Annotated in this window: 28 protein-coding genes and 1 tRNA gene; 4 read left to right on the top strand and 25 right to left on the bottom strand. The window is 67.5% G+C overall.

The genetic code is table 11. From position 1 onward, the window contains the following. Positions 1-987, bottom strand: coding sequence for a tyrosine recombinase XerC (locus BLS85_RS10295; protein WP_092785958.1), 987 nt, complete (start codon positions 985-987; stop codon positions 1-3). A gap of 226 nt (positions 988-1,213) precedes the next feature. Here BLS85_RS10295 and BLS85_RS10290 point away from each other — a divergent pair, with 226 nt between their 5' ends. The 3 genes from BLS85_RS10290 (at position 1,214) to BLS85_RS10280 (ending at position 2,629) form a co-directional block, all read left to right on the top strand. Then, positions 1,214-1,789 carry a Panacea domain-containing protein gene (locus tag BLS85_RS10290; protein ID WP_092785956.1) on the top strand — a complete coding sequence of 192 codons (576 nt, stop codon included), beginning with the start codon at positions 1,214-1,216 and terminating at the stop codon, positions 1,787-1,789. Between the two features lie 118 nt (positions 1,790-1,907). Further along, a complete protein-coding gene (locus BLS85_RS10285; RefSeq protein ID WP_092785954.1) occupies positions 1,908-2,297 on the top strand; it encodes a DUF6858 family protein in 390 nt (129 codons plus the stop codon). Between the two features lie 256 nt (positions 2,298-2,553). Further along, positions 2,554-2,629 (top strand) — tRNA-Lys (locus tag BLS85_RS10280). Between the two features lie 94 nt (positions 2,630-2,723). Here BLS85_RS10280 and BLS85_RS10275 read toward each other — a convergent pair. The 12 genes from BLS85_RS10275 to BLS85_RS10220 all read right to left on the bottom strand — a co-directional run bounded on the left by BLS85_RS10275 (position 2,724) and on the right by BLS85_RS10220 (position 11,582). Continuing rightward, positions 2,724-3,809, bottom strand: coding sequence for a tyrosine-type recombinase/integrase (locus BLS85_RS10275; RefSeq protein WP_092785953.1), 1,086 nt, complete (start codon positions 3,807-3,809; stop codon positions 2,724-2,726). Positions 3,810-3,812: 3 nt separating this feature from the next. Then, the gene (locus tag BLS85_RS10270; protein WP_176793595.1) at positions 3,813-4,046 is read right to left on the bottom strand and encodes a helix-turn-helix domain-containing protein; all 234 of its coding nucleotides are present in this window, start codon (positions 4,044-4,046) and stop codon (positions 3,813-3,815) included. Positions 4,047-4,112: 66 nt separating this feature from the next. Beyond that, a complete protein-coding gene (locus BLS85_RS10265) occupies positions 4,113-4,880 on the bottom strand; it encodes an ORF6N domain-containing protein (RefSeq protein WP_092785950.1) in 768 nt (255 codons plus the stop codon). An 18-nt stretch (positions 4,881-4,898) separates the two neighbouring features. After that, positions 4,899-5,615, bottom strand: a complete 717-nt coding sequence (locus BLS85_RS10260; protein ID WP_092785948.1) for a hypothetical protein — start codon at positions 5,613-5,615, stop codon at positions 4,899-4,901. Then, on the bottom strand, positions 5,612-5,890 hold the full coding sequence (locus BLS85_RS10255) for a hypothetical protein (protein ID WP_092785946.1): 279 nt from the start codon (positions 5,888-5,890) through the stop codon (positions 5,612-5,614). The genes BLS85_RS10260 and BLS85_RS10255 overlap by 4 nt, the downstream gene beginning before the upstream one ends. Positions 5,891-5,892: 2 nt before the next feature. Next, a complete protein-coding gene (locus BLS85_RS10250; RefSeq protein WP_143027157.1) occupies positions 5,893-6,270 on the bottom strand; it encodes a hypothetical protein in 378 nt (125 codons plus the stop codon). Between the two features lie 28 nt (positions 6,271-6,298). Continuing rightward, complete coding sequence (locus BLS85_RS10245; RefSeq protein ID WP_092785942.1) at positions 6,299-6,577, bottom strand: hypothetical protein; 279 nt, start codon at positions 6,575-6,577, stop codon at positions 6,299-6,301. Positions 6,578-6,691: 114 nt separating this feature from the next. Next, complete coding sequence (locus tag BLS85_RS10240) at positions 6,692-7,090, bottom strand: hypothetical protein (RefSeq protein ID WP_092785940.1); 399 nt, start codon at positions 7,088-7,090, stop codon at positions 6,692-6,694. A 12-nt stretch (positions 7,091-7,102) separates the two neighbouring features. Continuing rightward, positions 7,103-9,721: a toprim domain-containing protein gene (locus BLS85_RS10235; RefSeq protein ID WP_092785938.1), complete on the bottom strand. Its 2,619-nt coding sequence runs from the start codon at positions 9,719-9,721 to the stop codon at positions 7,103-7,105. After that, a complete protein-coding gene (locus BLS85_RS10230) occupies positions 9,714-10,733 on the bottom strand; it encodes a DNA-methyltransferase (protein WP_092785936.1) in 1,020 nt (339 codons plus the stop codon). Before BLS85_RS10230 ends, BLS85_RS10235 begins: the two co-directional genes overlap by 8 nt. Positions 10,734-10,755: 22 nt before the next feature. Further along, positions 10,756-11,055 (bottom strand): ogr/Delta-like zinc finger family protein, encoded by a 300-nt coding sequence (locus BLS85_RS10225; RefSeq protein ID WP_092785934.1) that lies wholly within the window; start codon positions 11,053-11,055, stop codon positions 10,756-10,758. Then, the gene (locus BLS85_RS10220) at positions 11,052-11,582 is read right to left on the bottom strand and encodes a hypothetical protein (protein ID WP_092785932.1); all 531 of its coding nucleotides are present in this window, start codon (positions 11,580-11,582) and stop codon (positions 11,052-11,054) included. Before BLS85_RS10220 ends, BLS85_RS10225 begins: the two co-directional genes overlap by 4 nt. 374 nt (positions 11,583-11,956) lie before the next feature. Between BLS85_RS10220 and BLS85_RS10210 the strand changes: the two genes are divergently transcribed. Continuing rightward, the gene (locus tag BLS85_RS10210) at positions 11,957-12,580 is read left to right on the top strand and encodes a LexA family transcriptional regulator (RefSeq protein ID WP_176793594.1); all 624 of its coding nucleotides are present in this window, start codon (positions 11,957-11,959) and stop codon (positions 12,578-12,580) included. A gap of 477 nt (positions 12,581-13,057) precedes the next feature. On the opposite strand, the gene BLS85_RS18710 is transcribed toward BLS85_RS10210, so the two are convergent. The 12 genes from BLS85_RS18710 to BLS85_RS19110 all read right to left on the bottom strand — a co-directional run. Further along, complete coding sequence (locus tag BLS85_RS18710) at positions 13,058-13,732, bottom strand: hypothetical protein (RefSeq protein WP_143027156.1); 675 nt, start codon at positions 13,730-13,732, stop codon at positions 13,058-13,060. 181 nt (positions 13,733-13,913) lie between these two features. Beyond that, complete coding sequence (locus BLS85_RS10205; RefSeq protein ID WP_092785928.1) at positions 13,914-14,975, bottom strand: contractile injection system protein, VgrG/Pvc8 family; 1,062 nt, start codon at positions 14,973-14,975, stop codon at positions 13,914-13,916. Continuing rightward, positions 14,972-15,496: a phage tail protein gene (locus BLS85_RS10200; protein WP_092785926.1), complete on the bottom strand. Its 525-nt coding sequence runs from the start codon at positions 15,494-15,496 to the stop codon at positions 14,972-14,974. Before BLS85_RS10200 ends, BLS85_RS10205 begins: the two co-directional genes overlap by 4 nt. Positions 15,497-15,607: 111 nt before the next feature. Beyond that, positions 15,608-17,827, bottom strand: a complete 2,220-nt coding sequence (locus BLS85_RS10195; RefSeq protein WP_092785924.1) for a hypothetical protein — start codon at positions 17,825-17,827, stop codon at positions 15,608-15,610. A 91-nt stretch (positions 17,828-17,918) separates the two neighbouring features. After that, positions 17,919-18,053: a hypothetical protein gene (locus tag BLS85_RS19625; protein ID WP_281242530.1), complete on the bottom strand. Its 135-nt coding sequence runs from the start codon at positions 18,051-18,053 to the stop codon at positions 17,919-17,921. Beyond that, entirely contained in the window at positions 18,053-18,385 is a 333-nt protein-coding gene (locus BLS85_RS10190) for a phage tail assembly protein (protein WP_092785922.1), read from the bottom strand. Before BLS85_RS10190 ends, BLS85_RS19625 begins: the two co-directional genes overlap by 1 nt. A gap of 172 nt (positions 18,386-18,557) precedes the next feature. Next, entirely contained in the window at positions 18,558-19,073 is a 516-nt protein-coding gene (locus tag BLS85_RS10185; RefSeq protein ID WP_092785920.1) for a phage major tail tube protein, read from the bottom strand. Between the two features lie 15 nt (positions 19,074-19,088). After that, complete coding sequence (locus tag BLS85_RS10180; protein WP_092785918.1) at positions 19,089-20,261, bottom strand: phage tail sheath protein; 1,173 nt, start codon at positions 20,259-20,261, stop codon at positions 19,089-19,091. A 12-nt stretch (positions 20,262-20,273) separates the two neighbouring features. After that, positions 20,274-20,972, bottom strand: a complete 699-nt coding sequence (locus BLS85_RS10175; protein ID WP_092785916.1) for a hypothetical protein — start codon at positions 20,970-20,972, stop codon at positions 20,274-20,276. Beyond that, entirely contained in the window at positions 20,969-22,270 is a 1,302-nt protein-coding gene (locus BLS85_RS10170; protein ID WP_092785915.1) for a phage tail protein, read from the bottom strand. Before BLS85_RS10170 ends, BLS85_RS10175 begins: the two co-directional genes overlap by 4 nt. Positions 22,271-22,371: 101 nt before the next feature. Beyond that, entirely contained in the window at positions 22,372-22,752 is a 381-nt protein-coding gene (locus tag BLS85_RS10165; protein WP_092785913.1) for a hypothetical protein, read from the bottom strand. Then, on the bottom strand, positions 22,749-23,006 hold a 258-nt coding region (locus BLS85_RS19110), incomplete at its 5' end, for a phage head spike fiber domain-containing protein (protein ID WP_218128363.1). The genes BLS85_RS10165 and BLS85_RS19110, both read right to left, overlap by 4 nt.

Genomic DNA, 23,006 nt, shown 5'->3' with positions numbered 1-23,006 from the left:
TCAGGGGTCCGGTGGGTCATCGGGTTGGCGCGCCCGTGGGTGCGCGTCCGCATAAACGCGCTTCAGCCGCGCCGTGTCCACCGCCGTGTAGCGCTGCGTCGTCGAAAGCGAGGCGTGGCCCAGCAGTTCCTGGATCGTCCGCAGGTCCCCGCCGCGCGCCAGCAGGTGGGTGGCGAAGCTGTGGCGCAGGGCATGCGGGGTAGCGCTCTCGGGCAGGCCGAGCAGAACACGCAGCCGTCGCACCTGCCGCTGCACCACGCCCGGATTGAGCGGGCCGCCGCGCGCGCCGACGAACAGCGCGTCGTCCGGTCCCAGGACGAAGGGGCAGGCGGCGCGGTAGTCCGCCACCGCCGCCGCCAGCACCGGCAGCACCGGCACCACGCGCTGCTTGCGGCCCTTGCCGGTGACGACCAGGGCGCCGCCGGACGGCGCGTCCTTCTGCCGCAGCGCCAGCGCCTCGCCCAGGCGCAGTCCGGCCCCGTACAGCAGGGTCAGAAGCGCGGTATCGCGCTTGGCGATCCAGGGTTCGTCCTCCAACTCAGGCGCGGTGGTCAGGGCCTCGCGCGCCTCATCCTCGGCCAGCGCCTTGGGCACCGCCTTAGGCGGGCGCGGGCCGCGCACCTGGGCAATGGCCGGGTTGTGAGCGATGCCTTCGCGATCAAGCCAGCGGTAGAAACCGCGCAACGTGGACAGGCCGCGCGCCTGAGAGGTGCGGGAGACACCGGCCGCGCCCCGCCAAGCCAGCCAAGCCCGGATGTCGGCGGCGGATAGGGTGGCAAGATCGCTGATCGTCGGCGGCCCGCCCAGATGGTCGCTCAGGAATGTCAGGAACCCGGCCAGATCGCGGCCATAAGCGTCGAGCGTATTCGGGCTGCACCGGCGCTCGCCCCACAGCCATGCACGCCAACGCCCGACCGCCTCGCGCACACCCGCGTCCCCGGCAACGGGCACTTCGGGCGCGGGCTCTGGTGCGGTGGACACGGTCATGGGCGCGACTCGGGCGGACGGAAGCGATCTCGGCCATGGTGCGGCATGGCCCCGGTCCCAAGCAACCACAACCTGCCCGCAGCATTTCGGGCGCGTCGCGCGAGCTGCCCAGAAGATCGACATATTGGCGAATCACCGCGCGATCCGGTCCGGATCGCGCGGGATTTCCTCTACCGACGCGCTGAAACGCGGTACCATCAGGGCAACGACATGGGAGGCTGGCGCGATGGCGCATCCACCGCTAACACCATCCGGGTTCGAGCCGACCTTTTGGTTGCTCGACCGCGCCCTGGATGACAACGAATACTTGAATCCGCGCAAACTGCACCGCCTGCTGTATCTGGCACAGGCTTATTTCGCGGTCGCGAATGCGGGGCACAAGCTGATCCCGGCGACGTTCATCGCCGATCCCGATGGGCCATTGGAACCGACCCTGTTCAAGGCGTTCTCCTACAGTCGGCCGCGCGTGGATCTGGCCAAGATCCCGGAGCCCGCTGAAACCCTTCTGGATTCCATCTGGCGCCGCTTCGGAGCGCACTCCACCGAGCACCTGACCAAGTCTCTGAAGCGACACCCCCCCTATGCCGACGCCTATGCGGAAGCCCCGGGTGCGGAAATCACCATCGAGGGGATGGTTGCCTTTTACGGCCGCAAACCCACCGAACGCGAGGGGATCGGTGCCCTCACCGACCGGGGCGCCCCGCACATCGAGCATGTCCTGCGCCCACGCGTCATGCGGTCCCAGTCGGGCCGGCCGGTGAACGTGCATCAGTGGCGGCCACGCTCGCTAAAGGATCAGTAGCCGGCTCGGCTCCCGTTCCATTGCGCTTTCTCATTGCGTGCGGTGGGGTGAATGACGATTCCTGGTCCTATCATCGGCCTCATGCCTGGGCCGTGTCGTTGCAAAGAGGAAGCCCGGAATGCGCCAGTACACGCTTCAGGAAAAGTATCCTGTCTATCACATGAGCCTGCCGTTTTCTGAGACGAGCAAGACGTCCGTTGACGAAATTCTGGAGCACTACAAGCAAAAAATCGAAGAAGACGATAAGGTCGCTTACATCGCCACATTCGATCACTATGCGCACACGCAGGGCATCGGCGGCGAGATCAATCCGGAGATCAAGGCGGCCAAGCATGTCGTCTTCTGCTTCGGCGTCAAGCTGCCCAGTCCGGACGTGATGGCCGTTCGCCCCCGCTCCATCGGCGTCGTCCAAATGGAGGACCGGTTCGAAATCTCGTTCCTGGAAGCGCCCATGCCCGTGGCCAACACGGCAATGGAGACCTGGACACGCGCGTTGCGCGACATCTGAGTGTCTGTCCCGACGGACTCTGAGACCGCGCGACGATGAGGAGACTGCCGCCGCGCATGGTCGCCGCGGTCGCTCCGCCGAGACGGACCCCCATCCGTCTCGCTGCGGCGGGCTTTTGGGACACCGCAGCGAGACCGCACCGACGCAAACGGCGGACATACGCCTTCAAGATGCTTGCAAATGCCGGTGCGGGCTGGTATCCAGCCCTCCCTCACAAACGGGGCGGCGCGGATCGTGTCACCCATTTGAGAAATTGGGGCGCATAGCTCAGTTGGTAGAGCAGCTGACTCTTAATCAGCGGGTCCAAGGTTCGAGTCCTTGTGCGCCCACCAATTAAATCAAGACGTTAAGGGGCAGATAGGTCATCCTATCTGCCCCTTTTTTCCAAACTTTTCCCGGAAGTTTTCCAAACTTTAGGCCGTTTGTTCACGGCTTGTCCTCCGGCTTGCCGCCTTCCAGCAGGTCCATTCCCGCGCGGGCGCGGCGCCGTTTGTCGGCCGTGCGGGTGTAGTGCTGGACCATCGAGACCTGCTTGTGACCGGTGATCGCCGCAATGGTGCGGTCGTCGGCGCCGGCGTCGGCCAAGCGTGTTGCGAGCCCGTGCCGCAGACCATGGAACGTCAGTCCGTGGCCGATGCGGCCGTCCGCCTCCAGCTTGCGAATCAGGCGAAAGAACAACGTCCGGAAGCCGTCGCCGCTGTACGGGCGGCGATCCCGCGCCCCGGCCACGATCATCGTTGCCCGGCGTTCGGCCCGGGACAGGATCGCGGCCAAATCGCGATGCACGGGGATCCAGACCTCTTCGCCGGTCTTCGACTGGCGCCACCTGAGCCATCCGTCCTCGATCGCCGACCACGGCAGCGCCAACACGTCACCCTGGCGAAGGCCGGTATATGCCCCAAGGGCCACGGCCTCCCGGACGCCCGTCGGTGCCGCCGCCAGGACGGCGGCCAACTCGTCGTCGGTCCAGGGGCGGTTCGCGGCGGGTTTGTCGCGCGGTCTTTTGATGCGCGGAATCTTCTCGGCCGGATTTGGCCCGGTGACGTAGCCGTAGGGTCGGCCCCAGTTCCACACCAGCGAAATCACGGCGAGCACCAGATTCGCCTGCCGCCAGCCGTGACGCTCATGCGTCGCATCGCGCAGCCGCATGACGGACGGGCTGTCGATCCGGTCCAAGGGGACCGCGTTCATCCCTTTGCCGGGGCGATCCGGGTTGGGCTCCGCCAGATAGTCCAAGACGGTGCGGTAGCCTTTGCGCGTCCGGGGCGCGAGCTGGGCATACTTGGGGCTCGCTAGGTACAGTTCCCGCAGCCAGCCCCACGTGCCCGCCGGCGATTTCGGCTCGGACGGCCGGTCTTGCACTTCGCGGTCGAGGGCGGCCACTTCCTCAAGGAACGCGGCCGTTCCCTCCGTCTGGCGCAGACGCTTGCCCGTGCCCCGGTGATACAGGTAGACGGCACCCGTTCTGGGGTTCCGCACCCGCTTGATGCCTTTGATCCGGTACACTGGCATGGGTCACCCGAACAATTCATCCGCCCAGGTGGCGGCTTGATCCGGCGAAGGATCGCCGTCGGCGTAGTCGTCCAGCTTCTTTCGGTCATAGCGAACACACCCACCGATCCGGAACGGTTCGATGGGGACATGCGCGCGGAGCGTGTTGGCCGAGATGGACAGATAGGCGGCCGCTTCCTCGGCCGTCATGAGGCGCGGCCAGTCCGGTAAGCAGGACATGTCTTTTGAAATGCGCATGACAGCGCGTCCCCTCTCGTCCTGGTCATGGGCCGGCCGGCCGTGTGGCGGGCGTGGGGGCATGGGTCAGGTCTCGCGGTTGGTTTGGTCGGTGAGGCGCGCCGGACGGGCGGCGAGGATGCGTTGGACGCCGGCGGTGTCGCCCTCGCGGTAGGCGGCGATCAGGTCGAGTTCGGCTCGGGCAATGGTGCGCTCGCCGTACAGCACATAGCGCAGGTCGAAGCCGCGCCCGATCAGCAGCTTCAGGTCCTCGGGCTTGCTGGGCGCGGTGTTGCCGTGTTCGATGGACCAGAGCTTGGAGCCGGTCCATCCGGCGGTCGCGGCGAACGCCTTCGGGCTTTCGTAACCGAGGCGAGCGACCTCCTCGCAGAATCGGGCGCTGCCGGACACGCGGCGATCCTCGACATAATCGCCACTACCGACGAACAGGTGCGGGTCGGCCTTCACCCGGGTTTCCGGCCGGCGGTCGAAGTAGGAATCCTCCAGGGCCTCGAACACCTCCCAGGCCGCGTCCGTCTCCAGCATCTTGGCATGCCGGGCGGCGCCCCGCGCGGTCCAGAGAAGGACCGATTTTGCATTCATTCCCACCTCGAACTGACTGTCTTTTAGGTAGTCAGTTCGCTTTCGGAATAAGCGGAGATCCGATCCCGCAATTTTGAAGAAGTGTCGGCCCTCGACGAACCGATCAACGTTGCGGCTGTGGTTCTTGTGGAGACGCACAGGCTCCGTCCCGTAGGCGGCGGCCAGAAGCTCGGTGGTCAGGACAGGCTCGCCCCGGTAGGCGATGGGCCGAAGGGTCTCGACCGTGACGGCGGCGAGGGGTTCGGTGGTCATGGAGTGGTCTCCGTGTGCTCAGACAGGACAGGGGACGGGGGGCTCGGCCTGCCCGTCCTTCCAGATCGTGGCGACGGCCTCGAGGCCGCGATGGCCCTGTTCCCAGACGAACCACGCGTGGGCGGTCGGGGCGCCGCCGGTACGGGCCTCGGGCGGGATGTCGAAGCGCCAGCAGTGGGCGCGGTCGCCGCATAGCCAGATGCGCGCCGGCGGCCGGGCGTCCCACCACGCCCGGCGGGCCTGGCTTTCCCGCCACGCAAAGCGCTGGAAGCACAGGACCTTTCGAGCCCCCAGGGAAAAGGCCCGATCCACGAACTCAGTGGCCCGCGAAAAGGGCGGGTTCATGAACACGCTCACCCCGGACAGGGGTCGCGGCATGTTGTGCCGAAGATAGGCCGGGGTCTCCCGGAACATCGGCCACGCGATCCAGGAAGGCGGGTCCGCCAGAAAGTCCGCCTGTCCGTGCTGATCCGCATAGCCCCAGCGGTGCAGGTCCAGCGACCCGACGTCATAGCCGGCGGCACGGGCCGCTTGGGACAGAATGCCGGTGCCGCAACAGGGGTCCAGGACGCGGGGTGTGAGGACCTCGACCTCGAGCACCCGGCGCGCGGTCCACGCGGGCGTCTCGTAGCATTCGGCGGCCACGGCCTGGGCGGTCAGGGACGCATAGGAAGCGGCGAGCGCCGCGTTCGCCAGATGCGGCCACAGGGTGGGATGCGGGGCGGCGGCGGTCACTCGGAGACCTCCTTCCACAGGCAGCATGCGGGCGCGCCGGCGCGGATATCGCTGCCGGTGCCGTTGGTCCAGACGTCCCGAAGCAGGTCGCATTTGCGGTACACGGACTTGCCCCGGCCCTTCCGCACGTAGTGCAGACAGGTCCGGCAGGTCTCCCCCTTCGGCCCGCCGCCCGGGCGCGCGGCGTACCCTCCTGGGCGTCTCGGCTTGTGCTTGGGCTCCGGCCCGTCGGCGACGGACGGCCCCCCAAACATGTCCGGCTGCATGGCGGTCATGGTCAGTCCCCCGGATGCGTGTGGGCGGCGTGGGTGCTGCCGATCGGCGCGCGGATGCGGCACTTGGACGACAGGCGATCGGCCGGCCGGCGCTTGCCGGCCCCGAAGTCCAGCGTGTCCTGACGGCCGCGCCGCCATGCCTCGGCCAGCTCGGGCAGCGCGTCCTCGGCGAAGGGGCAGGCGTCCGCCCCCATGCCGGCCTCTGCCGCGTCGGACCCGAGAATGTAGGCACCGAGACGGGCGGACGCGGTGTTGCCCTGATCGTGCAGGGTCAGGCACTGGAGCAGATCGCGGCGGTACCGATGGGGCAAAACGACGACGGTCATGTCGTCGCCGGCTGCGGGATCGACGCCGATGCAGACGGGGGTGGCGTCTGTCATGGTCTGCGCCTCCATTCTGGCGTCGGGATCAGCCGGCGCGGTCGTACCCCTGCACGGCCAGGGCGCCGCGTGGCAGGGTTTCCAGGACCTCGGTGGGGACGCCGTCACACAGGTTCCAGCACGCGGCGAGCCGGTAGGCATTGGCGATGGCCTCGGCGCGGGCGACGTCGTGGGCGGTGCCGGTGTGGACACCGCGCAGGCGGAGATCCGCAATCGCCACCTCGGGGTCGTAGCGCGGCACGAGGCGGACGAGCCCGCCTTTCATGACCGACACCAGCCCCGGGGTGTGCGGCGCGTGATGCGTCATGGTGTCCTCCCTAGTCGAGGATGGCGTGGCCGAGGATCGACCACAGGACGAGGACAAAAAGCGCGACGGTCAGGGTGAAGCCCTCCGTCACGAACACGACAATCCTCATAATTCTCATGACGCAGCCGCCTCGCCCCGGTGGTAGGGCAGGCTCAGGGCCACGAGCGCGGCGGATACGCTCATGAGTTGGTCCGACACGGATGTCGGCGTTACCACGCCGGCGGCGGTGCGTTCGGCCGCCTGGATCGCGTCGTTGAGCGGCCCGCCACCGATGTAGGCCAGCCGGCCGTCGGGCATTTCCTCGACCACGATGACGGCGGCTTCGGGCGGGGCCTTCGGATCCTCTCCGACCATCCGGACGCACCAGGACTGGCGCCGGTCGGACAGCGGCCGCCACGCGGCGAGCGTGCCCCGGATCACGGGAACCAGGCGCCCGCCCCGGTCCTCATGGATCACAACGGGATCATCGCAGCGGGTGCCGCCCAGGGCGGCGTAGAGGGGAATGTCGATCATGATTCCGTCTCCCTACTTGCGGGGTTGTTCGAAGCACCAGCACTTGACGGCGCGGTTGTAGAAGTCACCGGGCTGGCCGGAGTTGACGGTCTTGATGCCCAGGAACTTGCGGCTCTTGCTGGTCTTGAGGTGCCGCTTCAGGTCGGCCGAGGTGGCCGGCAACACCTGCTGGTGCTGCTGGGCCATCTGGATGACCTGGTTGAGGTTGAGAGCGAGGAGCTGGTCCGGCTTGCGGCTGTGGTTCAGCTTGTCGCCGTCGGGGTCCAGGAACTCGACCAGCTCCCACCATTCCTCGACCACGGCATGGTCGGAGGCGATGGCGTCCTGGCGGCGGGTGGCGGCGGTGTGCAGGGTTTCCAGCACGTCCTCTCGGCGCGGCCGGGGGATCTCGCACAGGTCACACAGCACCTCGGCCAGGGCCATCATCTGGCCGTGGTTCTTGGCGATGCGGTGGGACCGGATGGCGGGGTCGGCCAGCAACGCCTTTTCATGCAACGGGGTGCGGGTGCGCACCGTCTCCATGATCCGGTCTTCGGCCTGACAGACCAGGATGAGCCAGTGGGACAGGTGTTCGACGGGCAAAGCCGAGAGTTCGTCGGCGGCGTCCTTGCCCTCGGCGGAATGGCCGGAGCAATCGAACAACAGGTGCACGATGCGCGTGAGAATGGCCTCGGAGGCGTTCACAGCCGCGTTCTGGGAGATCAGGACCGAGGCGCGGAACGGCGGCTCATAGGTCTCGTTGCCGCCGTTCTTCACCCCGCGCGAGCGCACGGCGCGGCCGTTGTAGGCGGTCTTCATCTGGTCCCAGTCGAATTGCCGCTGCTTGCTGTCCGGGCTGTCCCGGTCGCTTTCGATCAGCGAGATCGGCAGGTTCGACACCTGGGAGAAGTTGCGGGCCAGGGCGGCACTGGTGGCCTTGTTGGGGTCGAAGCCCTCGTAATCGACGCGGCCGACCAGCTTCCACAGGAACTCGATCAGAGAGGATTTGCCCGCCCCCGCCTCGCCCACGATCTCCAGGAAGGGGAACGACTTGTGGACCGCGCGGATCTGTTCCGCGACCAGGGAGCCGAGGAAGAACGCGGCGGCGATCAGCCCCTGGGCGCCATAGGCGCGGTAGACCAGATCGGGCCAGTCGTGGCGGTACTCGGTCGGCTTGCCGATATGCAGCGCGAGCGAGCCGTTGAGGCTTTTGATCGACAGGCGGCCGACCTCGAAAAAGTCCTCGTCATTCAGGCGATGCACCCGACCGTGATGCACGGCCACGTCCGGGAACACATAGGTCTCGTGTTCGCGGGAATAGCCGATGAACTCGACGGTCTCGACCACCCGGATGCGCCGCAGGTAGCGGCCGACGATCCAGTTCAGTTGCTGGGACGATCCGCTGTACAGGGCCCCCGGCGCGATGGAGATCAGGCGCTTCTTGAACTCGGACGCGGACGAGATGTCCGCCCCCCGGAAGGTGTTCTTGAGCGTGCGGCCGTCGGGCAGATCGACCCGCGTGTAGTACCAACTCTCGTCCGTCAGCTTGGACTGCTGGAAGTACAGGAAGGAGACCGCGCAGTTGCAGATCTCATGGCACTCGGCGGCCATGTCCTCGGCATCCTCGCGGCACAGGCCCTCCATGGTGGCCTTGTTCAGGCGCTCCTGGTCCAGCTTCCACCACCATGTGCGGCTGTCGAAGTCGAGGCCGAAGGCGGAAGCACTCTTGCGGCGGTAGATCAGCAGGCCCTTTTCCTTGGCCGTGCGGGCGCGGAACAGATCGCCGTGGAAGCGGCAGCGGTCGAGGGTGTCGGCGCGCGTGTCTTCGGTCAGGGCGCCGGCGAGCCAGAGGTCGTTCCAATCGCGCTTCTTGCGCCCGTCGCGCGGCACCAGGGCGGCGCGGCAGGTCCAACCGTCCTTTTCGGCGCGCCGGATATGGCGGCGCATGGCGCCCTTGCCGGCGGGGTCGTTGTCCAACGCCCAGACCAGGACCGGCTTTTGCCCGGCGTCGGCCAGTCGCTGCAGGAAGGTGCCCGGGTAGTTGGACGCGGACAGGGTGGCGGCGGCGGACAGCCCGGCGCAGGCCAGGGTGGCGGCGTCGATGCAACCCTCGACGATCCAAAGCTCGTCCCCGACCCGCTGTTTCGGTGGCGCCCAGGCGAGGCCCTTGTGTGCCCCATGGAAGTGCTGCTTGCGCAGCGTGACGTCGCCGTCGTCTTCCTTCACCCGCACCGGTTCAACGAACCGTTCCATCCAGATGCCGGGCGCGATCTCGAACAACACGGTGGCCGTGCTGCGGTCGCCCTGGGGGTGCCAGAATTTTCCTTGGCGGTACCAGCCGCGCGCGGCGTCGGGCAGGCCCCGCACGAACCCCATGTAGGCGTGCGCGGTCTCGTTGGGTTTCTCGGACGTGGCGGGATAACGCTCGTTCAACTGCCCGAAGGCGTCGGGATACAGGTCCTTGGTCGACGCCTCGAACCCGCACTTGTTCAGGCGTCCGCAGCGGATGACCCAGGGCTCCGTGCCGTTAGCGTAGAGTTCCTTCTCGCCGCACTGGGGGCAGACGCCGCGTTGCAGCCACTCGCCCCGGGGGCGCATCTTGTAGTCATGGATCAGGCGTTTCCGCACGTCGGCGGCGATATCGTCACGCATGATAGCCTCCCACCTCTGACGGGCGCGGTGGGATCGCAGCGGGTTGCGCGTGTATCAGGCCGAACCCGGGTTGCCGCAGACGCGGACGGGCAAGGACAAGGTTGGCCGGGTTGAGTTCAATGCCCACGAACCGGCGCCCCTCCGCCAGCGCGGCGACACCCGTCGTGCAGGCCCCCGCGAAGGGGTCCAGAACGACGTCACCGGGCTCCGATCCAGCGCGGAGGCATAGGGTGGGAAGGCCGACCGGGAACGTGGCGAAGTGCTCGCCCTTGAACGGGCGGGTTGGAATGGCCCAGACGGAACGGCGGTTGCGGGTTGATGGCCCCCCATTGCTGCCCAGCGTGCTGGTGCTGGTCCCGTTCGTTGTTGCGCCGCCCGCGTCCGCCTTGTGTTGACCCGTCAAACGTCGCGGCCCGGCGGGCTGCCCAGCCGGCTCACTGATCGCATCCGCGTCGTGGTAGTATCGGGGCGATTTCGTGAAGTGGAACACATACTCGTGCGCCCGCGTGCAACGGTCGCGGACGCTTTCGGGCATGGCGTTCGGCTTGTGCCACGCGATGTCTTCACGCAGGTACCAGCCATCGGCCCGCAGGGCGAAGGCTACCATCCACGGGATCCCGATCAGGTCCTTAGGCTTGATCCCGCTATCCGGCCATTTTCGCGTCTCGCCCAGAGTTTCCTGGGTGTGCTGGCGGTCAAACCGCTGGCCCCGCGTGCCTTGTCGGCCCGTACCGCCGTCGCTGGCGTAGCAGTCGCCGAGGTTGACCCAAAGGCTCCCGTCGGCGGACAGCACGCGGCGGACCTCGCGGAACACGGCAACCAGTTCAGCCACATAGGCGGCTGGGTCCGGTTCCAGACCAATCTGGTCGGGGTGGCCGTAATCGCGCAAACCGAAATACGGCGGCGAGGTGACGCAACACCGCGCCGCGCCATCAGGAAGAGATTGCAGCGCCGTCCGGGCATCGCCACGGATCAAAGTGACGATGTCATTCAACTGGATGTCCGATGTCATCGTGTTTCCCCCCACCCCTGGATCAGCCGCCCGCCCCGGCCCGCGCGAGCGGCGCGGTGGCGACGGATGGCGGCGGAAGGGGCGTCAGGTGGCGGGACGGCGGCAGCAACGAGGCATGCAGCACGCGCACCGGCGCCAACTGCCCAACCCAGCGGAATCCGCAGTCGTCGTTGGTGCAGCCGTAAGTGATTTCCGTGATCGCCGGCGTGACCTGACAGACCTTGATGGTGCGGCAGGTCTCGCCGCAGACGGGGCACTTGGCGCTGTTCCGGAACGGGCGGGCCGAGTTTCGGGAATTGCCGTTGTTCGGGGGGCGTTTCATCGTGGTGATCTCCCGGATTGTGCCGCCCTGCGGCGGTGGGGCTGTCCGCGCCGGGTTTCGCGGAGTTTCATGAGGGCGTCGTAGTCGGACTGGGCAACGTGCATGCGCGTTTCCGCGCGCTGGATCAGGGCGGCCAGTTCCTCGTCCGACAGGTCGCCGTCCTCGGCCGCCTGGACGGCACAGCGGGCCAACTCGCCCAGGGCCACCTGCCCCCGCGTCGCCATGTGCAACACGGCGGCGACATCGTCCGAGTCGCCGTCCCACGCCGGTTCCGGCGTGTCCGCGTCGGCCAACAGGCGGATCATCTGGCGGGTGACGATGGGGTCGGCCGCGTCCCGCTCCAGGTCGATGATGACGTCGGCGGGCGGGAACACGTCCATGTGATGGGGGCTGGCGTATTCCTGAAGCTGGCTCTTGCCGACCCGCGTCAGATCGGCGGCGGCGCAGTACCCGCCGTTTTGCCCGACCAGCCGCCGAAACGCGGCTTTCAGGGCCTTGTAGACGTGATCATCGTGCTGGCGGTTCATTGCGGAAACCTCATTGCGCTTTCCGGCTGTTCCGAAGCATGAGCCGGGACATCGTTTGCTGGTAGGTCGAAGAAATCTTGGGGCGCCAATTCAATGCCCCGCTGCCGCGCAGCCCGCAGCAGAACGCCCTGATACCGTTGCGGGATGAGGCCACCGGTTCCACCGCGTTCACGGCTGTAGGTCCACCGGTAGACCCTTGAAACAGAGGCGCCTGTGATCCGCGCGACGGCCCTGTGCCCGCCGAACTTGGCAATGACGCGCTGCGCTATGGGAGTGAGTGACGTGTCCATGACGCCAAATTTGCGCATTTCGCAAAGTGCTGTCAAACGAAAAACGAAATGGCGCTTGTTTGCGGTTTGCGCAAAAATCGTTCCATGGACGTGATCGAATGGATCAAGGAAGGGCTGGACAACCCCGCAAAGTCGCGGATCGGGTTGGCCGATGCCCTCGGCCGGAATTCGGCAGTCGTGACCCGCATCCTTCAAGGAAAGCGGCGGCTGAAGGCTGACGAAATTCCTGCGGTGGCGGCTTACCTAGAACTGGAACCTCCGCCAGAAGTCGCCCGCGTTATGATTGAGCGAACGGAGGATATGCGAGCCTCCGGCCGCGATCTGCCGATCTATTCAAGCGCGAGGGGCGGCCGGACCGGCATGATCGTGACCTTCGATCCAATCGAATATGTCACGCGACCGGAGCCACTTCGGGACGTCCGGGGCGCGTTCGGCATGTACGTCGTGGGCGACTCGATGGCGCCAGCCTATCGGCAAGGGGATATGGTGCTGATTCATCCACACCGGCCCGTGAATCAGGGCGACGATGTGCTGCTGGTCAAAGAGGATGGCGACGGCGTCAACGAGGCCATGGTCAAGGCTCTCATTGCGATGACGGACGACGAAGTCAGGGTCCGCCAGTACAACCCGCCGCGAGACCTGGATCCGATCCCTCGGGCCGAGGTCAGAAATGTCATGCTGATCGTTGGGTGCTACCGGAAGGGATAAATTGAACACGGCGACGCAGGACCGGCAGAAGAGCCACCAATGGGACGCCTCACCTGCCGCCCCCCCATGAACCGTGATCGCGACTTGATGGGACGAATCGTCGACACGATCCAGGCGGTCTACAAGGCCGAGGGCTAAGCCATCCCCGAACGCTGCCTAGGAGAGTTGGCGGCCGAGTGGTACGGCACGATCACATCCCAAGCGGCCGGGCCCGGCGACCGTCTCGACGCCCTGGCCGAACACCAGATCGCTTTGCGCCGGAGATTGCGCGCCGCGACCACCCGCCCCACGGACGATAAACGCCCGGCCTGAGACTTGTTCAAAGCCCACAAAATGCCGGGGCATAGCGCACCGGCGCCACGGGCGTAAATGTATTTGGTGTTGACCAGAAATAAGAGAGGGTGCGGCACACTCAAGTAAATATATGATTCATTTTCAAGCGCAGTTTTTATGAGTTTTTGTACAACTTATTGTATATCAAAGCAATAATGGCAGCGCATTGGCGTAATCATAAATTATTTCAATCCGTTTTTTGCTAAATATTTCTTGATCAACGTTTGGACATATGTATTTAATGTCCGAAATAGTTTCCATCATTATACGGGATCCGTATATGTATTCGTTCGCTCGCTCGCATCGGCCAACTTTGTTGCACCAGATGTTATTATGATTAATAATTTCATCCATCAGCATTTTTGTCTTTAAGGCAAAAATAGAACTGCAATAATAACTATCAATGAAATTTGCATTACAAATATTTGCATCATAGCACATCTTTGCATCAAAAACCATTTCCTGGAAAGATATATATTTTTGCAGTGTATATTCATCATCAACAATGAACTCGGTTACGTCATGCGGCTTAATGGAGCGCATATAGTCTTCTCGACGCTCTACAATTCTCGACATTTCTTTGTATGCTGAAAATTCTAATTCTCTATCATAATCTATTTTCCAGGCTACATAACCAAAGAGTGCGACAAAAAAGCTCATCAAAAGAATGCACACTTCAATAAATTTCCCGTTCTCATTTATGATTTCTACTATTGATGCCTGCTCCAACTTCATCACTTTCTTAACAAGAAAATTAAACATAAAAAAGACAATGAGAACAATAAGAACTGGCGCCAACATTAAGTAGACATACCACATAGAAGTAACTCCGCTCTCTGTTCATAAGCATCATACTTTTTATCGGCATCACTGCCCTTTGTGAAACTAATATTGCTGGCTCAGGTTGCCAGCATACGAAAAAACAAACGCACCGCTCACCACGGCCGTAAAAAGTATAGCGTTTCTTCTTGTAGGTGCCAAGCGCATGAATGCGATTGTTTTAGGCGGCCGACAGGCCCGACCAATTCACGCCCGTCTCGGTCAGGGAGGCGGCGCCGCCTGACCCGCCGCCCTGGGCCGGGGGCTGCTGTTCCACGGCCTCGATGCGCGTTCGGAAGCCGCCGCTGGCGTCCAGCTCGTGTTGGACGGTTTCGACCACCCATTGCACGCCATCGATCTCCGAGCGGAATCCGCTCACGGCCAGGGGCTGCCCCGCGATCACCTCGGGGCGGCCGAGGGCCAGCCGCAGGCGCAGGTCCCTTTGCCCGCGCGCCTGATCGGTCAGGGCCGCACGGGCGGCGGCGCGGGCCTCGGCCTGGGACGGATAAAGGCGCCGCAGGGTGGTGACGGTACCGGGGGCGCCCGCCAGCTCGGCCCGATCCTCGGCCGCGTCGTGGTCGCGCCAGACGGCGCGGACCCCGGTGGTCTCGCCCTCGCGGTCCTGGATCCCGAACGCGTGGGACACGGTCTCCGCCCGGGCCACCCGGATCGCCGGCAAGGTGGCCCCGGCGGCGGTGCGACCGGAGCCGCGCGGCGTGAACACCAGACGGCCGTCCTTGATGGTGCCGATGGCGTCCACCTGGCGGGCAAGGCGCGAGATCAGGTTGACGTCCGATTCCGTGGCCTGATCCAGATGGGGGATCGGCAGCGCGGCCAGGTCCGGCGCAATGGCCGGGATCAACCCGTGGCGCGCGGCCACGGCCTGGAGCACGGCGCCCAGGGTGGTGTCGTCATAGGACAGGTCCCGATGGGCGCGCAGGCCTCCGGTCAGGTCGGCCGCGCGGGCCTTCACGATGACCACGTCCGGCGGGCCCCGGTGCCGCACCTCATCCACTCGATAGGTGCTGCGATAGACCATCGGCCCGTCCCGCCAGCCGATGGCGGCGGACAGACGGACCCCACGGCGGGGCAACGCCAGGGCGCCGTCAGGATCGGCGACGGTCAACTCCAGTTCGTCGGATTCGAGGCCCGGCTTGTCCGTGATCTTGAGGCTCACCAGACCGGCCGCAATGGCGGCGGTCACGTCCACGGTGTCGGCCGTGATGCGCCACGCGGGGATCACCGGTACAGGCTCCACAGATCGGACGCGGCCCCGGCCAGCCCTCCGGCCAGGTCGCGGGCGCCGGCGATCACGTCGTCCGGCGCGGGGGCGGACAGGTGGCCGGGCAGGCTGTCCGCCAGATCGCCGCGCGCGGCCAGATCATCGTCGCTGTACCGGGTCAGGGACAGGGTGAAGTCCACCTTGCGGGGCGTGCCGTCGCTGAACATGTGGGTGCGGGTCTCGCGCACGCTGGTGACGATCCAGGTTCCGCGCCGCCGCCCCTGGCCGTCGATCAGCAGCCATGCCTTGCCCTCGGCCGCCATGCGGCGGAGCGTGTCCAGGTGGACCGGGCCGCCCGTGATCTCGGGCATCAGGGTCCCGGTCAGGGTCAGGGTGTCCGTGCCTGGACCGGTGTACTGGTGCGCGGGGGCGGCGCCGGCGCGGTCCTGGGACGGCCAGCGCCACGCGCTGTCCCGCGCCGCCGTGGCATAGGGCAGCGAGTCGGTCTGGAAGGTGAACAGGCCGAGGGTCATCAGGGGCATTTATCGACCTTTCTTGTCTTGCGGCACCGGCCCGCTCCCCCACCCGGCCACCCATATGATCCTGGCGTAGGGTGGCCGGGTGGGGGAGCGGGCTGGCGCCGAATGCAAACATCACCGCACCCCGTCGTACAGGTGCGCGCGGGCGGCGGAGGCGCGGGACGCCTCCCGGTCGTCCAGGAGCTCCGCCAGGATGCGCTTGATCTCCTCGGGGTCCGAGCCCGGCGGAACGTTGACCGTCAGGTTGACCGTGTCGTGGGAGTCCACGTTGGGCGCGTTGGCGGCCGCCGCCGCCGCGACACCGGCGCTGGTGTCCACCACGTTGAAACGGGGCCGGTCATCGTTGGCCGGGGGCGGCCGGCCGCCGGCGTAGGGCTCGCGGTCGGCAAACCGGCTCGGCAGAGAAAGCGACGGCCGGGACGGCGTGTCGGCGGGGGGCGCCGCAGCCGCATCCTCTTCGTCGTCATCGCCCCCGAAGCCCAGCATGCTGCCGGCCGAACGCATCATCCCGACCACCGGCTGCAGCTTCTGATCGATCCAGGCGATCCACGCGGTGATCTCGCGGTCCACGGCGTCGATGGCATCCAGGAGCGGCCCGAACCATTGGCGACCCAGGGCCGAGAGGTCCACGCCGAACAGCCACTTGAACAGGCCGTTGAAGGCATCGCGGACGAGCGACCACGGGCTGGTCTGCTTGATGATCTCCCACAGTCCGGAGCCCAGCCCGACGTCGAACGCCGCGCGGACCTTGTCCAGCTTGGCCTGGAACCAGACCCCGATTTTGTCCCAGTTGGCGTAGATGGCATAGGCGCCGAAGGCGATGGCCGCGATGACCGCCGTGATCGGGTTCGCCAGCAGGGCCGCGCCCAGCCGCCCCAGTTGAACGCCCAGGCTGGCCAGGGACCCGATCAGGCCCGCGTTCAGGGTGGCCACCACGGCGATCATGGCGGTGTCCCAGCCGCCGATGGCCTCCACGACCGACTGGACCCGGGACCCGAACGCCTTCAGGCTCGCCAGCACGGCGGACCAGTCCACGCGGTCGAGGGCGTCGGACAGGCGCTGGACGATCGACGAGATCTCGCTGGCGATCAGCTCGCGGTTGGCGCCGATCCAGTCCCCAAGCTGCTGCAACAGGGGTGTGAGGACCGGCGCGAGCTTGGCGGAGATGGTCTTGGCCAAACCGCCCATGATGCCGGACAGGTGGCGCAGGGAGTCCGATAGGGTCCGCGCCTGGGCAATCTCTTCCTCCGACAGGATCTGGCCGTTGGCCTCCGCCTCGGCCCGCATGCGGCGCAGCTCGTCGGTGGAGGCGGACAGCATCTCGACCATCTGTTCGGCCGCCGTGCCGCCGAACAGTTCGTCGGCGATGCGCTGGCGTTCCGAGACGTCCTGGATGTTTTCCATCCGGCTGCGCACAAGCTCGAACAGGGCTTCGGTGTCGCCCTTGACGGCGTTGATCTGATCCCGTCCCAAGCCGAGGCGCTGCCATGCCTCTTCCGATTCCCCGCCCCCTGTGACGGCGAACTCATCGGCGCGCAGGGACAGTTCCTTGAGGCCGTCGATCATGGCGTCCTGCTGGATGCCGAAGCGTCCGCCGACGGCGGTGAGGGCTTGCAGCGCAGTGGTGGACACCCCGATGCGCCCGGCCCACTGGTCGATCTCGCGGCCGGACTCCGCAAAGCCCTGCATCATGGAGCCCAGGCCCCCGACAGCCGCACCGCCGCCCAACAGGCCCCCGAGCCCGAGGGCGCCGGAGAGCCTGGACAGGCGCCCGGTGAGGGCACCGGCGGCCAGGGCCGCCCCCCCGGCGGCGTGGCGGATGCGGTCGAAGTGGCCCTCGATCCGGGCCAGGCCGTTGGCGCGCCGGATGGCGCGGGCGATGTCGGCCGACAGGCGCCGGGTCTCGGCGGCGGCATGACCGGTGTCCACCCCGGCCTCGCGCAGGGCATCGCCGGCGCGCGACATGGCCGTCTGGATGCCCTGCGTCCGCTTGATGAGCCCGGCCTCTTTCTTTTCCAGGAACGCCACATGCTGGGTGGCCCGCTGGAAGGCCCGGCCGGTGCCTCCGGTCTCCTTGGTCACGCGGGCGAGCTTTTCCCGCGCGCCGGTCAGTTGTTCCTCAAGGTCGGCCAGGGCACGGGTGTTCTGCCATGCGTTGGCGCGCACCTTGCGGAACGCGGCCAACTGTTCGGCCGAGCGTTCCAGGCTGCCCAGGCGCTGCGCCGCCGTCCGCGCCCCGCCGCCCATCTGGCGCGCGGCCTCCCGCACACGGCGCAGTGGCGCCGTGGCTGTGTCGATGGCCGCGAGGGCGATGGAGAGTTTCAGGTCGGGCATTTTGGTTTCCTTTTTCGCCCCAGTTCGCCCTTCGGGCTCGCGCGGCTCCGGGCCTTCGGCCCGCCGGCCCGGTCGGGCCGGATGGGTCTCCCTATCGGCGACCGGTGCGCATCGCCTCCGCCTGGGCGTTCAGGGTCTCGACCGCCATGCCATAGGCCTCGGCGTAGCGATCGAGATCGAGGGCATCGAAGACGTCCGGTGGAAAGGATCCCGGGAACGCCTGCATCAGGACACCCCATGCGGCCCGGGCGTCGTCGGGGAGTCCCGGCCCATCGCGCCCGCCCCCGTCCCGGGGGGTGCGAAAAAACTCAACACCTCCGCCGTCAGGGCCAGCAGGTCGGCCGGGTGCAACTCGGCCAAGTGCGCGGCGGAGACGGCGTCCATGCTGATCCGGGGCGCCAGGGTCAGGACGGCATCCACCTCCGCCTCTTCCAGCAGCGCCAGCTTCAGGCCGCGCAGATCGCCGGCCTTGGGCGCGCGGAAGCGCAGGGTGTCCAGGGTCTTGTCGCCCCCGACAGGCAGGGGTTGATAGAGTTTGACGCTGCGGAACTCGTTCATGTTTTGGGTCCTTTCTTTTCATCGCCGCAGCGCCGTCCTTCGGACGCCGCGCGGCTCCGGGCCTATCGGCCCGACCGGGCCGGCGCCCGGGTTTGGTGTACCCCTCCGGCCCGACCGGGCCGGCGCCGCTTTAGCGGCGGAGCCGCGCGACCTGCTAGGGTCGCTGCGGCGATCAGGAAACAAGACCAATCGCGCGGCGCATGTCCGCCTGACGGTCCACGCCGTCCACGATCTCGGTGCCGGCGATCAGGTCGATCTCGATGACGGTGTCGCCGTTGAGGCGGTAGCGGTAGTAGGTGCAGGGGACCTCGACAGTCATCTTGGCGACCTCGCCGCCCTTGACCGTGCCGTGGCTGATCTTCTTCCAGCGGCCCCGCACGGAGACCTCGATCGCGTCCGTCGGCGCCTCGGCATCGTCGGCGCGGGCGGCGGCGAGGAAGCGGACCGGGATGTTGCCCGCCCCGAACAGGCCCCAGGCGCGCAGGATGTCCTCGTTGAACTCGGTCAGGGTGAAGGACAGCGACAGGCCCTCCAGGCCCAGGTCGCCCTCGACCGGGCCGAGCATGCCGGCGTTGCGCAGGCTCTCGGTGACCCGCGTCAGTTCCGGCAGGGTGAGGTCCTCGGCCACCCCCGCCAGGGAGCGGCCGTCGACCACCACGTTCCAGGTCTTAATGAGCTTCGGGAGCATAGGTGGGACCTCCCCTTAAGCCGCCATTCGGGCGGCGAAGTCGATCAGGTAGTCGCTGGTGATCTTCTGCTCGAACATCAGGTTTTCCAGCGGCGGCACCGGCGTGTAGTCGTAGGAGATCCACAGCTTGCCGGCGTACAGCTCGGTGGCGCTGTTCTTGGCCGGATCGAACCAGGCCCGCCCGCCGATCAGGTAGTTCCGCGCGACCAACTCGCGGAACTTGGCGTCGACGCCGTCCACGATGTCCTGGGCCAGGGTTGGGTGCAGGGGCTTGTCCACGGCCCACATGTGCGCCCGGGCCATGGTGTCGGCGAGCACCTGGGCGGTGCGGGTGTAGCTCTCGAAGGCGAACGCCGTGTCGTTCGAACAGGTGCGCGAGCCCCAGAAGCGGAACCCGTCCTCGCGGATCAGGGTGGTGACGTCGGCGGCGTTCAGCACGCCCGCGTCCGTGGCCGGGGATTGCAGGTCCCACGAGACGTCACGGGACAGGCCGGTCACCCCGTTGACGGCCACGTTGGACAGGGTTTTGTGCCAGCCGACGTCCTCGTCGATCTTGGCCCGCAGGCCCAGGGCGCGGGCCGTCGCCCACGCGGTTCCCGTCGCACTGGCCACCGTGTCCCAGCGTTGGAAGTCCGGCCAGATGAGCATGAGCTCGCGGGCCGCGAAGCCGTCGCGGTACAGCACGGCCTCGGACGGGGTGACGCAGCCGTGGCACCCCGCATAGGCGAAGCCGCGCAGGGTCTGGGCGACGGTGACCAGCTCGGCCGTGACCGCGTCCGTGTCCAGTCCCGGGGCTCCCAGGATGCGCGGCGTCACCCCAAGCTGGGCCTGGGCGGCCGTCAGGGCGTGCAGGCCGGTCTTCATGCCGGCGGTGTTGGTGCCGCCGATCACGTTGGTCGTGGTCTCGGCTTCGTCGGCGCCTTCGGCCACGCGCACCACAACCGTAACGGCGTTGGCTTGATCGGCGATGGCGTCCAGCACCCGGGCCAGCGTGCCCGTGGTGCCGGCGGACCCGGCGGCGGTGCGCACGTCGGTGATGAGGGCCGGGCGATCCAGGGGAAAGGCGTCGGCGTCGGCATCGTCGGCGGTGGCCACCAGTCCGATGATGGCGGTTTCCACGGTGCGGATGGGCCGGATGACGTCGGTCAGTTCGATGATGCGAATGCCGTGGTGATAGTCGGTGGCCATGGGCGGAACTCCCTAGGGGGTGGCGTGCAGGGCGGCCAGGGCCGCGAGGGCGGAATCCCGGGCGGTGTGAACGGCGGGGACGTCGGGGGCGGCGGCAATGGCGGCCTTGCCGCTCAGGCGGGCGGCCTCGATCCGGCCCGCCACCCCCTCCCAGGCGTCGGCCTGGGTCAGGATCACGGCCACCACGCCGGGCAGGTTAGGCGCCGTAATCCCGACCTCGGCGGCGAGCATCGGGAAGTCCCCCGTGGCAGGCATGTCGCCGGCGTCGAGGATCGCCTGGGCCTCGCGGGCGCGCTGTTCCTTGCGCTGATATGTCATGGCCTGGGCGGCGCCGCCCGTCAGGTAGGTGAGCCGCACCGCCTCCGCCCGCCGGTCGATCTCGGCGGCGGCGGCGGTCTGGGCGGCGGCCCGTCGGTCGGCGTCGGTCTCGACCCGCCACAGGCCGGTGTCGGCGTCGCGGATCAGCGGATCGTCGCCGGCGCAGGTCAGGGGCTGGCGGCCGTCGGCCGGCGCCAGGCGCGGCCGGCCCTGGGGATCGACATGCCACTCCCGCTCGACGCCGGCGATATCGATCACCGTGTCGGCGGCCGCGTCGTAGCGCAGCCGCTCCAGGGGCACGCCGGCCAGCGCCGGGGGCAGCGGGGTGCCGGGCGCCGTGCCGCTGGCGCGCGCGACCATCAGGTCGCCGTCGTGATGCTGGGCGGTCGTCATGCCATCACCTCCACCGCAATGCGCGGGACGTAGGGGGACTGCAGCGAGTCCTGCTGCGGGGTGCCGGAGACCGCGTACCGCGATACGTCCAGACCGGTATCGATCTGCCAGTCATCATCAGAGCCGCCGTCGAGAAACGAATGAAACAACAGCGACAGCATGGGCGTCGCCGGGGTGCGCGCCCAGTCCAGCGCCAGCGCCCAGTCCCATGACCCGGGGCTGCCGCCGTAGACGACGCCGGTCGCCGTCACATGCGCCGTCGCGTGCAGGCGCGCCGCATTGGCCAGCGGCGTCACCGTGGGCACGGTGCCGGCGGTGCCGGTCTCGACGCGGGCGATCAGCATGTCCACGGGGGTACTGTCGAACCCGCCCCCGGCGGCGCCGTCGGGCGTGCCGGTCAGGGAGGCGGGGACGGCGTCTGTGTCGGTGCCCTGCTGGGTGTAGAGCACCAGAGCGCCACCCTCGACGCGGCCGCGCAGGTAGTAGGTGCTGTCGGCCGCCAGATCGGCGGATTGCCACGCGGGTGTCTCCACGGTCACGAGATGCCCCCGGCCGGCGGTCGCGCCTTCGGTGCCCATCACGATGGGCGTTCCGGCGGCAACGGCCACCGTTCCGCCGTCCGCGCCGGCGGCGGGAGTGACGCTCAGGCGGTGGGTGGATGTCACGATCTCCGGGAATGGCAGCGCGGCCAGCGGCACCGCCGTGGCAGCGGCCACCCCGGCCCAAAGGCCCGACGGCGTGACCGCGCGCTCGGTGTCGGTGCCGGCGCGGCACTCGGCCGGCGTGGCCAGTTCGACGAGGCCGCGCATCTCGGTGGTCGCGTGAGGTGGCAGTTGCGACAGCACCCACGGGCGGGTCGCCACAATCACGCTGGTATCGGCAATCAGGGTGATCGCCGACGTGCTGGACACCTCCAACACCAGCTTGATGGCCATGTCCCGGGTCGCGCCGTCGGCCAGGACGGGCTTGTAGCTGGCGGGGTAGTTGGCGACGGCGATCAAGTCGCCGACCGCGTCGAACAGGCCCACCTCGCGCACCCACCACCCGCCGGTGTCGGTCGGGATGATCATTTGGGCGCGCATCCAGGCGGGGTTGTCCGGGTCCACCTCAAGGGTTTCGATGGCGGCGCGGTAGGTCTCGCCCACCAAGGCCGTCATGGTCTCGGCCGGGGTGATCGGCGCCCCGCCGCCGTCGCCCACGGCCATGTGGGTGACCTCGACCACGGTGCCCAGGGCCAGGGCGTTGGCGATCTTGGCCTGACCCGTGGCGGTCAGTAGCACGCAGTATTCTGATGACATCTAAAGCCCCTCCCATGGGCACGTGGCGATCAGGTCACCCCGACGCGTCGCACAATGGGCACGCGCGAGCCGTCGGGTGTCGCGGCGCCGCCAGCGCGTCGTCATGACGTCCATTCCCGCCGCACCTCGGCCGGCCAGGTCACGCCATACTGGGCGCCCACGCTCTCCAGCATCGCGTGGACCTCCGCCGCGCGCGCCGTGCGCACCCGCAGCATCCCGCGCCAGCCGGGCAGATACGTGGCCGCACGGGTCTCGATCAGATGGCCCGGATCATCCGGGGCCGGGGCATACGCGGCGGGCTCGTCCACGACGACACCCACCGGGTCCCACGCATGACGCGGGCCGGACGGCACCCACGCCCCGGCATCGTCGATGATCGCCAGCACCCCGCCGGAGGCGGCGCGGATCGCCCGGGCGCACGCCTTGGCCGTCGCCTCATCGGGCGCGGCCAAGGTGAAATCATGCCAATCCGCCGCGCTCATACCGCCTCCGCCCAGATGTCGGACCACAGCCCGGCCGGGCAGGTCCATTCGGTGGTCTGGCCGGCGAACACCAGGGGCGCGCCAGCGGTATATTCGGTGCCGTCCGCCGCCGTGCCGATCAGCTTGATGTCCCGGGCGGCGGGCGGGGTGTCGCTCAGAACATCCGCCGCCCGCGTCGCGGCGGACCCGGACGTGGGGATGTAGGACGTCGCGGCGGCGCCGGCCTCGACCTGAAAGGCGCAGACCTCGACATC

The sequence above is a fragment of the Rhodospira trueperi genome (assembly GCF_900101965.1).
Lineage (GTDB): Bacteria > Pseudomonadota > Alphaproteobacteria > Rhodospirillales > Rhodospirillaceae > Rhodospira > Rhodospira trueperi.
This window is presented reverse-complemented; position numbering and strand designations above follow the sequence as displayed.

Coding starts and splice junctions, on each gene's coding strand:
- BLS85_RS10295 (WP_092785958.1), bottom strand. CDS start 987: ATGACCGTGTCCACCGCACCAGAGCCCGCGCCCGAAGTGCCCGTTGCC.
- BLS85_RS10290 (WP_092785956.1), top strand. CDS start 1,214: ATGGCGCATCCACCGCTAACACCATCCGGGTTCGAGCCGACCTTTTGG.
- BLS85_RS10285 (WP_092785954.1), top strand. CDS start 1,908: ATGCGCCAGTACACGCTTCAGGAAAAGTATCCTGTCTATCACATGAGC.
- BLS85_RS10275 (WP_092785953.1), bottom strand. CDS start 3,809: ATGCCAGTGTACCGGATCAAAGGCATCAAGCGGGTGCGGAACCCCAGA.
- BLS85_RS10270 (WP_176793595.1), bottom strand. CDS start 4,046: ATGCGCATTTCAAAAGACATGTCCTGCTTACCGGACTGGCCGCGCCTC.
- BLS85_RS10265 (WP_092785950.1), bottom strand. CDS start 4,880: ATGACCACCGAACCCCTCGCCGCCGTCACGGTCGAGACCCTTCGGCCC.
- BLS85_RS10255 (WP_092785946.1), bottom strand. CDS start 5,890: ATGACCGCCATGCAGCCGGACATGTTTGGGGGGCCGTCCGTCGCCGAC.
- BLS85_RS10250 (WP_143027157.1), bottom strand. CDS start 6,270: ATGACAGACGCCACCCCCGTCTGCATCGGCGTCGATCCCGCAGCCGGC.
- BLS85_RS10245 (WP_092785942.1), bottom strand. CDS start 6,577: ATGACGCATCACGCGCCGCACACCCCGGGGCTGGTGTCGGTCATGAAA.
- BLS85_RS10240 (WP_092785940.1), bottom strand. CDS start 7,090: ATGATCGACATTCCCCTCTACGCCGCCCTGGGCGGCACCCGCTGCGAT.
- BLS85_RS10235 (WP_092785938.1), bottom strand. CDS start 9,721: ATGCGTGACGATATCGCCGCCGACGTGCGGAAACGCCTGATCCATGAC.
- BLS85_RS10230 (WP_092785936.1), bottom strand. CDS start 10,733: ATGACATCGGACATCCAGTTGAATGACATCGTCACTTTGATCCGTGGC.
- BLS85_RS10225 (WP_092785934.1), bottom strand. CDS start 11,055: ATGAAACGCCCCCCGAACAACGGCAATTCCCGAAACTCGGCCCGCCCG.
- BLS85_RS10220 (WP_092785932.1), bottom strand. CDS start 11,582: ATGAACCGCCAGCACGATGATCACGTCTACAAGGCCCTGAAAGCCGCG.
- BLS85_RS10210 (WP_176793594.1), top strand. CDS start 11,957: ATGGACGTGATCGAATGGATCAAGGAAGGGCTGGACAACCCCGCAAAG.
- BLS85_RS18710 (WP_143027156.1), bottom strand. CDS start 13,732: ATGTGGTATGTCTACTTAATGTTGGCGCCAGTTCTTATTGTTCTCATT.
- BLS85_RS10200 (WP_092785926.1), bottom strand. CDS start 15,496: ATGCCCCTGATGACCCTCGGCCTGTTCACCTTCCAGACCGACTCGCTG.
- BLS85_RS10195 (WP_092785924.1), bottom strand. CDS start 17,827: ATGCCCGACCTGAAACTCTCCATCGCCCTCGCGGCCATCGACACAGCC.
- BLS85_RS19625 (WP_281242530.1), bottom strand. CDS start 18,053: ATGCAGGCGTTCCCGGGATCCTTTCCACCGGACGTCTTCGATGCCCTC.
- BLS85_RS10190 (WP_092785922.1), bottom strand. CDS start 18,385: ATGAACGAGTTCCGCAGCGTCAAACTCTATCAACCCCTGCCTGTCGGG.
- BLS85_RS10185 (WP_092785920.1), bottom strand. CDS start 19,073: ATGCTCCCGAAGCTCATTAAGACCTGGAACGTGGTGGTCGACGGCCGC.
- BLS85_RS10180 (WP_092785918.1), bottom strand. CDS start 20,261: ATGGCCACCGACTATCACCACGGCATTCGCATCATCGAACTGACCGAC.
- BLS85_RS10175 (WP_092785916.1), bottom strand. CDS start 20,972: ATGACGACCGCCCAGCATCACGACGGCGACCTGATGGTCGCGCGCGCC.
- BLS85_RS10170 (WP_092785915.1), bottom strand. CDS start 22,270: ATGTCATCAGAATACTGCGTGCTACTGACCGCCACGGGTCAGGCCAAG.
- BLS85_RS10165 (WP_092785913.1), bottom strand. CDS start 22,752: ATGAGCGCGGCGGATTGGCATGATTTCACCTTGGCCGCGCCCGATGAG.